The organism is Stenotrophomonas sp. YAU14D1_LEIMI4_1, assembly GCF_003086815.1.
GTDB lineage: Bacteria > Pseudomonadota > Gammaproteobacteria > Xanthomonadales > Xanthomonadaceae > Stenotrophomonas.
The window spans coordinates 2,927,196-2,938,231 of sequence record NZ_CP025997.1 but is presented as its reverse complement, the minus strand read 5'-3'; the positions used below and the strand labels follow the sequence as shown (position 1 = coordinate 2,938,231).

At 65.8% G+C, this 11,036-nt stretch carries 10 protein-coding genes; 4 read left to right on the top strand and 6 right to left on the bottom strand.

Annotation, left to right across the window (positions count from 1 at the left end; genetic code table 11):
* Positions 1–153 precede the first annotated feature (153 nt).
* Entirely contained in the window at positions 154–2,958 is a 2,805-nt protein-coding gene (locus C1932_RS13770; protein WP_108762550.1) for a TonB-dependent receptor, read from the bottom strand.
* Positions 2,959–3,315: 357 nt separating this feature from the next.
* Between C1932_RS13770 and apbC the strand changes: the two genes are divergently transcribed.
* Together apbC and dcd are read left to right on the top strand one after the other, a co-directional pair.
* Entirely contained in the window at positions 3,316–4,170 is an 855-nt protein-coding gene (gene apbC, locus C1932_RS13765) for an iron-sulfur cluster carrier protein ApbC (RefSeq protein ID WP_108762549.1), read from the top strand.
* A gap of 76 nt (positions 4,171–4,246) precedes the next feature.
* Entirely contained in the window at positions 4,247–4,819 is a 573-nt protein-coding gene (gene dcd, locus C1932_RS13760) for a dCTP deaminase (RefSeq protein ID WP_108750257.1), read from the top strand.
* A gap of 82 nt (positions 4,820–4,901) precedes the next feature.
* Here the strand turns inward: dcd and C1932_RS19945 are convergent, their stop codons facing one another.
* From C1932_RS19945 to C1932_RS13750, 3 genes are read right to left on the bottom strand one after another with little or no spacing between them, the layout of a single operon-like run.
* Positions 4,902–5,069, bottom strand: a complete 168-nt coding sequence (locus C1932_RS19945) for a DUF5668 domain-containing protein (RefSeq protein ID WP_005410498.1) — start codon at positions 5,067–5,069, stop codon at positions 4,902–4,904.
* Between the two features lie 15 nt (positions 5,070–5,084).
* A complete protein-coding gene (locus C1932_RS13755) occupies positions 5,085–5,507 on the bottom strand; it encodes an HIT family protein (protein WP_108762548.1) in 423 nt (140 codons plus the stop codon).
* Entirely contained in the window at positions 5,504–6,175 is a 672-nt protein-coding gene (locus C1932_RS13750) for a dienelactone hydrolase family protein (RefSeq protein WP_108762547.1), read from the bottom strand. Before C1932_RS13750 ends, C1932_RS13755 begins: the two co-directional genes overlap by 4 nt.
* A gap of 204 nt (positions 6,176–6,379) precedes the next feature.
* On the opposite strand from C1932_RS13750, the gene rimO reads away from it, so the two are divergent.
* Together rimO and C1932_RS13740 are read left to right on the top strand one after the other, a co-directional pair.
* The gene (rimO, locus tag C1932_RS13745) at positions 6,380–7,741 is read left to right on the top strand and encodes a 30S ribosomal protein S12 methylthiotransferase RimO (protein WP_108750254.1); all 1,362 of its coding nucleotides are present in this window, start codon (positions 6,380–6,382) and stop codon (positions 7,739–7,741) included.
* A gap of 8 nt (positions 7,742–7,749) precedes the next feature.
* On the top strand, positions 7,750–8,565 hold the full coding sequence (locus C1932_RS13740; RefSeq protein WP_108762546.1) for a DUF3025 domain-containing protein: 816 nt from the start codon (positions 7,750–7,752) through the stop codon (positions 8,563–8,565).
* 306 nt (positions 8,566–8,871) lie between these two features.
* Here C1932_RS13740 and greB read toward each other — a convergent pair whose 3' ends face one another.
* Together greB and C1932_RS13730 are read right to left on the bottom strand one after the other, a co-directional pair.
* Positions 8,872–9,378 (bottom strand): transcription elongation factor GreB, encoded by a 507-nt coding sequence (gene greB, locus C1932_RS13735; protein WP_108762545.1) that lies wholly within the window; start codon positions 9,376–9,378, stop codon positions 8,872–8,874.
* Between the two features lie 82 nt (positions 9,379–9,460).
* The gene (locus C1932_RS13730; RefSeq protein ID WP_108762544.1) at positions 9,461–10,966 is read right to left on the bottom strand and encodes a helicase HerA-like domain-containing protein; all 1,506 of its coding nucleotides are present in this window, start codon (positions 10,964–10,966) and stop codon (positions 9,461–9,463) included.
* Between the last annotated feature and the right edge of the window lie 70 nt (positions 10,967–11,036).

Sequence of the window (11,036 nt, the reverse complement as noted above, 5' to 3'; positions counted from 1 at the left end):
TTTGCAACTTCTAGCGGCCTGAGTGGACGATGAATGGGGCTGTCGGCTTAACAATGCGCAGCCGGCCGGGTGCTGGCCTGCGGTGGCATGACCGTCAGGCAAAAAAAGACCCCGCCGAAGCGGGGTCTCCAGTCAACGCGTTGTGGGTGTGGCTTACTTCGCGCCGAAGTCGTACTTGGCCTGCACGTAGATCGCACGCCCGTAGGCGCTGTACAGGTAGTTGTTGTACGGCTGGCCGCTGGTGCCGGCGTAGCTGAAGCGCTGGTTGTCAGGCAGCTTGTTGAACACGTTGTTGACCATCAGCGACAGGGTCAGGTTGTCCATCGCGCGGTAGTTCACGCTCAGGTTGTAGGTGGTGTAGGAACCCCACTTGCCGGCCTTGTAGCCCGAGCTGTGCACGTAGTCGTAGCCGTTGCCCGCGTAAGCCATGTAGTTCGGCGTCTTGCCGATGTAGTTGGCATACAGGGTGGTGGTCCACTTGTCCTTGGCCCAGGCGATGGAGCCATCGGCGCGCACCTTGGCGTAGGAATCGTAGACCCACATCGCGTACGGGTCACGCAGCAGGTCCAGGTACTCGTCGCCCGGCTGCGGCTGCAGTTCGCGCTTGAGCATGTTGGTGTAGTTGCCCGAGAACTGCAGCGAGCCGAAGCGACCGATGTCCTGCACGTACTTGAAGCTGGCCGTCAGTGCCTGCAGGTTCTGCCGGGCGACGTTCATCTTCGGCGTGTAGATCTCATCCAGCACGCCCGAGGCATCGCGGGTGATCCAGTCGCTCACGTTCTGGCAGCTGGCCGAGGTGTTGTTGGTCTGGCCGTTGCGGCAGTAGTACTCAGCCAGCAGCAACTGGTCGGAGCTGAGGGTGTTGACCTCGTTCTCGATCTTCCAGTTGTAGTAGTCCAGCGACACCGACAGGTTGTTGATCGGTGCCCAGACCACGCCCGCGTTCCAGACGTCGGCGGTGATCGGTTCCAGGTCCGGGTTGCCGGACTGGGTGCCGAACACCGACACGCTGTCGTACGGGCAGCCGGTGGTGTCGACCGGGTTGAAGCCCAGCTGACCGCAGCGGTAGTAGTCGGTCGAACCGTTGGCGTAGTAGCCGCTCACGCCCTGGAAGGCATCGGACAGGGTCGGCGCGCGGAAGGCGGTGCCGTACTTGCCGCGGAACAGCAGGCTCTCGATCGGGCGGAACTCCAGGCCCACGCTGTAGGTGGCCTTGTCGATGGTGTTGCCACCGATCTTGAAGGCGTCATAGCGACCCGAGCCGGTCACGGTCAGCGAGTCGAGCAGCGGCAGGCGCAGTTCGCTGGTCACCGCGTAGCTGCTGCGGTGGCCGGCGCCGGACACCGCCGTGGTGCCCCACACGCTGCCATCGACCAGGCGGGCATCGGGGGTGTAATCCCAACCTTCGCTGCCGCCTTCGACCACCACCGCGAAGCCGGCATCACCGCCGGGCAGGCTGAACAGCGAACCGTTGGTGACCTGTGCGCGCAGCAGGTTCTGCCAGGTGCGGCTCTGGCTGTAGGTGTAGCCGGTGAAGCTCTGGAAATCACCCGACGGCAGCGGCGAGTAGAACGCATCCCAGTCCGGGCTGTAGATGTTGTAGCCGGTGCTGGTGGTGCCCAGCACCGGGCCCAGCACGCGGTTCTCGAAGTAGTCGTTGATCGGGTCGGCCCAGCGCACGAAGTTGCGCTCGGTCAGCTTGTACTCGCCACGGGTGAAGCTGGCGCTGTAATCCCAGTTGCCCGCCGTACCACGGCCGCCCAGGGTGACCTGGTAGGCTTTGTTGCGGTCGGTGTTCATGATGTCGCGGTAGCCGGCGCCGCCGATGTCCTCCGGCGCGAACACGCGCTGCAGGTTCATGTACTGGCCGCTGTCCTGGTCGTAGAAGCGACCCCAACCGGAGGAGGTGCCCCACCAGGTGTAGTTCGAACCGGTGGCGTACTTCACTTCTTCCAGGCTGTACAGCGCATCGCCGAACAGCTGGAAGTTGTCAGTCACATCGAAGGTGGCCGAGCTGTAGATCTGCCCGCTTTCCTTGCCGTTCTTGATGGTCTTGTAACCGGTGCCGTAGACCGAGCCGCAGGCCTGGCCGGTGGGGCGGGTGCCCAGCACGGTGGTGCCACCGAACTGGCCGGCCACGTCGGCGCACAGGTCCGGGTCCATCATCGCGTAGCGGTTGCCGTTGGCCGGCAGCAGCACCAGGAAATCGTTGGACACGTACTGCGGGCTGTAACCATCGGGGTTGTTGACCTTGGTCAGGTCACGCTGGTAACCCCAGATCGGGCTGGTCTTTTCGTACTGCACGTTCACCAGCGCGTTGAAGCGGTCATCCTTGGAATTGAAGCCGCGCGCCGCGCTGAAGCGGAAGCTGTTGCCGCCGCCTTCGCTGTAGGCACCGCCGCGCACGCTCACCGTGCCGCCGTCCATGCGCTCCTTGAGGATGATGTTGACCACGCCGGCGATGGCGTCCGAACCGTACAGCGAGGACTGGCCGCCCGGCAGGATCTCGATGCGCTCGACGATGTCGATCGGAATGCCGCTGATGTTGTTGAACGTATCGCTGCCGTTGTACAGCGCCGGATACGAAAGCATCGGGCGACCGTTGATCAGGTACTTGGTGTAGCCCGGGCTGAGGCCGAACATGCCAGCCGCTTCAGCGCCCTGGGTGAACGAGGCCGAGGTCTGGCCGCCCTGCAGGCCGCCGGTGGACAGCGAGGACTGCTGCAGCACATCGGCCACGCTGGTGAAACCGCGGGTCTGGATGTCTTCGGCAGTGACCGTCAGGACCGGAGTGTGGTTCTCGATCTCGGTCTGCGGAATCAGCGAGCCGGTAACCGTCACGCGGTCCAGCTGGGTGGTGGCGCCGTCCTGTGCCGCGGCGGCGCCGCTGGCCAGCAGGGTGCCGATCAGGGCGAGAGTCAGTGGGTGACGCGAAAACGCATTGCGGTTGCTGTGCATGAAGGATCCCCATCGAAACAGATCAAGGCGGTGTCATCCATGACGGCTTTAAGGTGTGTTCAGTTGCATTCCATTCATCTGGACCGTAACACGGCTTTAACAAGCCCCACACGTGCCTGTCACAGCCGTTCGGCAGGGACGTCTTGAAAACGTTTTATCAATCAATGACTAAGCGGATTATTTGGAAGTGTGTCAGTTTGTTGCGGTGCGCAATACTGTGTTGCGGCCTCAATAAAAGGCATGTATATCAGTGGCTTGCGTCTTGCGCTGCGCGTGCGGCCGCTGCCGCCAGGGAGCCGGGTCCGGCCCAGCTTGTATGATGGCCGGCTCTCAATTCAGATCTCTTCGGAGTCCGCAGTGAACAGTCAGACCCGCCGTCCCCATGCCAGCCAGGTCCAGAAGGGCCTGACCCCGCATGCGCGCATCCGCAACGTGATCGCGGTGGGCTCGGGCAAGGGCGGGGTGGGCAAGTCCACCACCTCGGTGAACCTGGCCGTGGCGCTGCAGCAGCTGGGCGCACGCGTGGGCGTGCTCGATGCCGATATCTATGGCCCCAGCGTGCCGGCCATGCTGGGCCTGTCCGGCCGCCCGGAAAGCCCGGACAACAAGAGCATCGAACCGATGCGCGCGTTCGGCGTGGACACCATGTCCATCGGCTACCTGGTGGAAGACGAGACGCCGCTGATCATGCGCGCACCGCGTGCCACTGCAGCGCTCACCCAGTTGTTCGAGGACACGCTGTGGGATGACCTGGATTACCTGCTGATCGACCTGCCGCCGGGCACCGGCGACATCCAGCTGACCCTGGTGCAGAAGATCCCGCTGGCCGGTGCGGTGATCGTCACCACCCCGCAGGACATCGCCACGCTGGATGCGAAGAAAGCGCTGAAGATGTTCGAGAAGGTCGAGGTGCCGGTGCTGGGCGTGGTCGAGAACATGGCCGTGCATACCTGCAGCAACTGCGGGCATGTGGAACACCTGTTCGGTGAAGGGGGCGGTGAGCGCATGGCCGCGCAGTACGGCGTGCCGCTGCTGGGCTCGCTGCCGTTGCAGATCGATATCCGCGAACAGGGCGATGCCGGTACGCCGATCACCGCCGCACAGCCCGATTCGGCCACCGCCCAGGCCTACCGCCAGGCCGCGCAGCGGCTGATCGAGGAGGTGGGCAAGCGCCCGCGTGGCTCCATTCCGATCCTGTCTTCGCTGCTGTGAGCGCCGTGGCGGCGCCCCACCGGGCGCCCCCGGCCCCCTGCTAGAATCCCCGCGCCCCTCGCACCCAGGACAAAGCATGAGCATCAAGAGTGACCGTTGGATCCGCCGCATGTCCGAGCAGCACGGCATGATCGAGCCCTTCGAGGCCGGGCAGGTGAAGCAGGCCAACGGCGAGCGCATCGTCAGCTACGGCACGTCCAGCTACGGCTACGACGTGCGCTGCTCGCGCGAGTTCAAGGTGTTCACCAACATCAACTCCACCATCGTCGATCCCAAGCACTTCGACCCGGGCAGCTTCGTGGATATCGTCGGCGATGAGTGCATCATTCCGCCGAACAGCTTCGCGCTGGCGCGCACCGTCGAGTACTTCCGCATTCCGCGCGACACCCTGGTGGTGTGCCTGGGCAAGAGCACCTACGCGCGCTGCGGCATCATCGTCAACGTGACCCCGCTGGAACCGGAATGGGAAGGGCACGTGACCCTGGAATTCAGCAACACCACGCCGCTGCCGGCGCGCATCTATGCCAACGAAGGCGTGGCGCAGATGCTGTTCTTCCAGGCCGCTGCCGATGACGTCTGCGAGACGTCCTACAAGGACCGTGGTGGCAAGTACCAGGGCCAGACCGGCGTGACCCTGCCGCGCACCTGAGCGCACGGGTCATCGCGTATCGGTAGCGCCGGGCCATGCCCGGCGTTGGGGAATTCGCCGGGCATGACCGCCCGGCGTTCTCTTATTTGCCGCGCCCGAACAGCATGGCGATGCCCACGCCCACCAGTGCCACCGGCCACCAGGTCAGCAGCAGCTTGGACAGGTTCAGATGCGTCCAGCCCAGGTTGCTGGCAAGCATGAACAGGCCGATCAGGATCAGCAGGATGGCGGCGACGAGGTTGAATCGCATCGGGTCGGCACTGTCTCAGGAGTGGGCCGGATATCCTAGCCGTTCCTTCCAGTAGGCGACATGCTGGTCCAGTGCCGCCGGCTCGTAGCGGTGGGCCGGGCCGCTGCCCCAGACCGGGCCGGGCCAGGCCGGATCACCGTCGTGGCGGCCGATCACATGGAAATGCAGCTGGCGCACGATGTTGCCCAGCGCGCCGATGTTGATCTTCTCCACCCCGTCCGAGCCCTTCAGGGCCTTGCAGGCGCGGTTGAGTTCGGTGCGCAGCTTGTCCTGCTGCTCGCCGTCCAGCTCGATCCACTCGGTCACCCCGGCCAGGCGCGGTACCAGCACCAGCCAGGGGAAGCGCTCATCGTTCATCAACCGCACTTGCGACAACGGGCCTTCGGCGACCAGCACGCTATCGGTGGCCAGGCGTGTATCCAGTTCGAACTCGCTCATCCAAGATGCTCCGTGAAGAAGTCCAGGGTGCGTTGCAGCGCCAGGGCGGCGCTGTCTGGATCATACGCATGTCCGACGTCGCGGTTGAAGGCGTGGTCGGCCGGATAGACGTAAGTGGGCATCTGCGGCAGTTTTTCGCGGTGGGCCTGCACCGCCTCCGGCGGAATGCTCTTGTCCTGCGCGCCGAAGTGGAAGATCACCGGCGCCTTGGGCGTTTCGTCCAGATAGTTCACGTTGCGGCCGCCGTAGTAGCTCACCGAGGGCAGGCCCAGGCGCATGGCCGCCAGCAGGGCCACGCTGCCGCCCCAGCAGTAGCCGACCGTGCCGACCTTGCCGTACGGGGCCAGCCGCGTCGCGGCGGCGCGTACCACTTCCAGGGCCTTTTCCATGCCCAGGGTGTTCACCCGTTCCAGCCCATCCTTCACGCCTTCGGCGGTGTAGGGCAGGGCATCGGTGTCGGCCTCGGCGCCATCGACCAGATCGAAGAACGACGGCGCCAGCACCGCATAGCCCTGGGCGGCGAAGCGCTCGGCCACGCTGCGGATATGCGGGTTGGCGCCGAAGATCTCCTGCACCACCACCAGGCCGGCGCGCGGTTTGCCCTCGGGCAGGGCCTGCCAGGCGCGAACCGGGCCGTGGTGCGTATCCAGGGTGATCCATTCGGACATCGTCGGGAACCTCGTTGCAGGGGACAGGTCCGCATTGTCGGTGCTGGCTGGGTTAGCGGCGCGTCAGTGGCTGTGCCCGATCAGGCGGCTGGCCGTTCAGGCGCAGGCGCCAACCCCGGTATACTGGCGCCCTTTCAGGCCCCGGCCCCCAGGTCCCCCTGCCATGCCGGCAGGGGCCCAGGCCCCCAGAGTCCCGCGATTTCCATGTCCCAGCTGAACCCCAAAGTCGGCTTCGTCAGCCTTGGCTGCCCGAAGGCCCTTGTCGATTCCGAGCGCATCCTGACCCAGCTCCGCTCGGAAGGGTATGACATCGTCCCGTCCTACGATTCGGCCGACGTGGTGGTGGTCAACACCTGCGGCTTCATCGATTCGGCGGTGACCGAATCGCTGGATGCGATCGGCGAGGCCATGAACCAGAACGGCAAGGTGATCGTCACCGGCTGCCTGGGCAAGCGCCCGGAGCAGATCCGCGAGGCCTACCCGAACGTGCTGGCGGTGTCCGGCCCGCAGGACTACCAGAGCGTGATGGAAGCGGTGCATGAAGCGCTGCCGCCCAAGCACGACCCGTTCGTGGACCTGGTGCCCGACTACGGCATCAAGCTGACCCCGCGCCACTACGCCTATCTGAAGATTTCCGAAGGCTGCAACCACCACTGCAGCTTCTGCATCATTCCCTCGATGCGCGGCAAACTGGTCTCGCGCCCGGTCGATGACGTGCTGCGCGAGGCCGAGCGGCTGGTGCGTGGCGGGGTGAAGGAACTGCTGGTGGTTTCGCAGGACACCTCCGCCTACGGCGTGGACGTGAAGTACGCCGAAAAGATGTGGCGCGACAAGGCCTACCAGACCCGTCTGAAGGCGCTGTGCGAAGGCCTGTCCGAGCTCGATGCCTGGGTGCGCATGCACTACGTCTACCCGTACCCGCACGTGGACGAGGTGGTGCCGCTGATGGCGGAGAACCGCATCCTGCCGTACCTGGATATTCCGTTCCAGCACGCCAGCCCGCGCATCCTGCGCCTGATGAAGCGCCCCGGTGCGGTGGAAAAGACCCTGGAGCGCGTGCAGAACTGGCGCCGCATCGCCCCGGACATCACCGTGCGTTCGACCTTCATCGTCGGCTTCCCCGGCGAGACCGAGGCCGAGTTCGAAGAGCTGCTCTCGTTCCTGGACGAGGCGCAGCTGGACCGCGTCGGTGCCTTCGCCTATTCGCCGGTGGAAGGTGCCACTGCGAACGCGCTGCCGGACCCGGTGCCGGAAGAAGTGAAGCAGGAGCGCCTGGCGCGCTTCATGGAAAAGCAGGCGCAGATTTCCGCTTCGCGCCTGGAAGCCAAGATCGGCACCGTGCAGCAGTGCCTGGTCGATGCCATCGAAGGCGATATCGCCGTGGCCCGTTCGCGCGCCGATGCGCCGGAAATCGACGGCCTGGTGCATATCCAGAACGCCGACCAGGTGGCGCTGCGCGTGGGCGAGTTCGTCGACGTGGAGATCACCGAAAGCGACGACCACGATCTGTACGGCGATGCGCTGCCGCCGAGCACGCGCCCGGCGTTCGACCTCAAGGTTCTGTGACAACAGCGATGGCCGCTGACGCCGGCCATCGACGCTTCGTGCCGCCGCCGCGTGCGGCGGTGGCGGCAGCGGTCTTCCAGCACCCCCTGTATGCCGGCCTGGCGGCCTTCGCTGATCTGCTGGCCGCACCTGGTTGGCCCAGCGTGCCTGCGCTGGATGCGCGCCTGGCCGTGCCGGGCCTGCAGCTGGTGGAACAGGACGCCGCGCTGCTGACCGATGGCCTGCACTACGAAACCCGCATTGCCCAGGGCCGCCTCGCCACGCGTGCGGAAAACTGGCATGACCTGTTCAACGCCCTGGTCTGGGCCAGCCAGCGGCCGTTGAAGCGTGTACTCAATCGCCAGCAGTGCCGGCACATCGCCGCGATGGCACCCGGCCAGCGCAACCGCGCGCAGGCCGCGCTGACCCAGTTTGATGAAACCGGCGTGGTGGTGCGGGTGCGCGACCCAGAGCTGCTTGCTGCGTGGGACGCGCATGACTGGTCGGCACTGTTAGCGCCCGCACCCTGGAAGGCGGGGCGCATCGCAGTGGCGACCGTGTTTGGCCACGCGCTGATGGAGCAGGCGCTGCTGCCCGGGCGGCGACTGGTGGGCAAGTGTCTGGTGGTGCGTGGCGATGAGGATACGGCCTGCATCGAAGCGGTGGTGCAGGCCATCGAACAGGGCCAGGCGCTGACTGATCCATTGCAGCTGCGGCCGCTGCCGCTGGCCGGCATTCCCGGTTGGCACGGCGAACAGGACGCCGCCTTCTACGCCGATGCCGATTACTTCCGCCCGTTGCGTGAAGGGCGCCAGTACCCGCCGCCGCTGCACATGGCCGGGTAGAGTCGACTGTCAGTCGACTGCTTTTCCCGCAATCTGCATCCACGCATGGCGTGGATCTACTGTCGATGCTTTTCCTGCAATCTGCGAAAGCCCCGCGCTGCGCGCGGTAGTCGACTGACAGTCGACTCTACCGGCGCGGAGGGCGCCAGTACCCGCCGCCGCTGGACATGGCCGGGTAGAGTCGACTGTCAGTCGACTGCTTATCCTGCAATCTGCATCCACGCATGGCGTGGATCTACTGTCGATGCTTTTCCTGCAATCTGCGAAAGCCCCGCGCTGCGCGCGGTAGTCGACTGACAGTCGACTCTACCTGGCCGGGTATTCCACCCCGATCACCGCGAACGTGAACTGCCCGCCGGGCAGTTCCACCGAAAACTCATCGTCGATGCGCTTCTTCAGCAGCGCCCGCGCCAGCGGCGAATCAATGCTGATCCAGCCCAGTCCGGCATCGGTCTCGTCCGGGCCAACAATGCGATAACGGCTGGTCTGCCCGCTGTCCACGTTTTCCAGATCTACCCAGGCGCCGAAGAACACCGCCTGCGGGTCGGTCGGGGTGGTGTCCACCACGCGCAGTGCGTCCAGGCGCTTGGTCAGGTAGCGCACCCGGCGATCAATCTCGCCCAGCTGCTTCTTGCGGTAGGTGTATTCGGCGTTCTCGGAACGATCGCCCTCGGCCGCCGCGGCGGCCAGCGCCTTCACCACCTCGGGGCGGCGCACGCGCCACAGCTCATCCAGTTCGGCTTTCAGGTGGGCATGGCCGGCGGCGGTGATCAGGGCAGTGCTTTTTTCTGCGGGCGGACGCCAACGGGACATGCAGTACGGATTCTTGTCAGGAGTAAGGAATGGGGTCGGAGCCCTTTCCCACGGAAAGGGCTCTGACCCCAGCGGTGGAGCGTCAGCGCTTGCCGCCGAAGATGCCACCCAGCAGCCCGCGCACGATCTGGTTGCCCAGCTTGGTGCCCACGGTGCGGGTGGTCTGCTTGGCCATGGTTTCAATCATGCCCTGACGGCGCTTGGTGCCGAAGATCGCATCCTTGATCGCCTGGCCGAAGCCGCCTTCCTGCGCCTCGTCCTGCTCGCGGCTGCGTGCGGCCGGGGCCTCGGCCTTCGCCACCGCCTTCTGCGCGCGCTGGGCCAGCAGTTCGGCGGCCGATTCGCGGTTCACCGCCGTGTCGTAGCGGGTGCCTACCGGGCTGCCGGCACGCACCTGCGCGCGTTCGGCTTCGGTTATCGACCCCATCCGGCAGCGCGGCGGGGCGATCATGGTCTGCTGCACCGGCATCGGCACGCCCTTGTCCTGCAGCAAGGACACCAGCGCCTCGCCGGTGCCGAGCTGGCCCAGCGCCCTGGCCACGTCCAGCTTCGGGTTCGGCACAAAGGTCTCGGCGGCGGTCTTCACTGCTTTCTGGTCGCGCGGGGTGAACGCGCGCAGCGCGTGCTGCACCCGGTTGCCCAGCTGGCCCAGGATGTTGGCCGGCACGTCGTCGGGGAACTGCGAGCAGAAGTACACGCCCACGCCCTTGGAACGTATCAGCCGCACCACCTGTTCGATGCGCTGCACCAGCGATGCCGGCGCGTCGTCGAACAGCAGGTGGGCCTCGTCGAAGATGAAGACCAGCTTGGGCTTTTCCACGTCGCCCACTTCGGGAAGCTGTTCGAACAGCTCGGACAGCAGCCACAGCAGGAAGGTGGAATACAGCTTGGGCTTGAGTACCAGCTGGTCGGCGGCCAGGATGCCGATCACGCCGCGCCCGTCGTGATTGACCCGCATGATGTCGGCCAGCTCCAGCGCTGGCTCGCCGAAGAAGCCTTCGCCGCCGTCCTGGGCCAGGCGCAGCAGCGCGCGCTGGATGGCCGCGATCGACTGCGCGCTGACCAGGCCGTACTCGGTGGAAATGTCCTTGCGCTCTTCGGCCACCAGGGCCAGCAGGGCGCGCAGGTCGTCCATGTCCAGCAGCAGCAGGCCGCGGTCGTCGGCCAGCTTGAACACGATGTCCAGCACACCGGACTGGGTGTCGTTCAATTCCAGGATGCGCGCCAGCAGGGTCGGGCCCATTTCGCTGACGGTGGTTCGTACCGGGTGTCCCAGCTTGCCGTACAGGTCCCAGAACACGGTGGGACTGCCTTCCGGGGCGTAGTTGGCCACGCCGATCTGCGCGGCGCGCTGCAGCAGGCTGTCGCTGCCCGTGCCGGGCACCGCCAGGCCGGACACATCGCCCTTCACATCGGCCAGGAACACCGGCACCCCGCGCCGCGAGAAGCCCTCGGCCAGGGTCATCAGGGTCACGGTCTTGCCGGTGCCGGTGGCGCCGGCCACCAGGCCGTGGCGGTTGCCCAGTTTCGGCAGCAGGGTAACGGCCACATCGTCGGTCATGCCTTTGCCGAGCAGAATCGGATCCATGGTCCAGCCCTTGTGGTGAATGCGGTCAATGTTAACCGGCGGCGGCAGCCGGTCGCCGGCCGGGTTGCCC

What these genes read in the sequence shown, in the direction of transcription:
- dcd (WP_108750257.1), top strand. Translation starts at nt 4,247, where the DNA reads ATGAGCATCAAGAGTGACCGTTGGATCCGCCGCATGTCCGAGCAGCAC.
- C1932_RS13730 (WP_108762544.1), bottom strand. Translation starts at nt 10,966, where the DNA reads ATGGATCCGATTCTGCTCGGCAAAGGCATGACCGACGATGTGGCCGTT.
- C1932_RS13740 (WP_108762546.1), top strand. Translation starts at nt 7,750, where the DNA reads ATGGCCGCTGACGCCGGCCATCGACGCTTCGTGCCGCCGCCGCGTGCG.
- C1932_RS19945 (WP_005410498.1), bottom strand. Translation starts at nt 5,069, where the DNA reads ATGCGATTCAACCTCGTCGCCGCCATCCTGCTGATCCTGATCGGCCTG.
- C1932_RS13755 (WP_108762548.1), bottom strand. Translation starts at nt 5,507, where the DNA reads ATGAGCGAGTTCGAACTGGATACACGCCTGGCCACCGATAGCGTGCTG.
- C1932_RS13750 (WP_108762547.1), bottom strand. Translation starts at nt 6,175, where the DNA reads ATGTCCGAATGGATCACCCTGGATACGCACCACGGCCCGGTTCGCGCC.
- C1932_RS13770 (WP_108762550.1), bottom strand. Translation starts at nt 2,958, where the DNA reads ATGCACAGCAACCGCAATGCGTTTTCGCGTCACCCACTGACTCTCGCC.
- greB (WP_108762545.1), bottom strand. Translation starts at nt 9,378, where the DNA reads ATGTCCCGTTGGCGTCCGCCCGCAGAAAAAAGCACTGCCCTGATCACC.
- rimO (WP_108750254.1), top strand. Translation starts at nt 6,380, where the DNA reads ATGTCCCAGCTGAACCCCAAAGTCGGCTTCGTCAGCCTTGGCTGCCCG.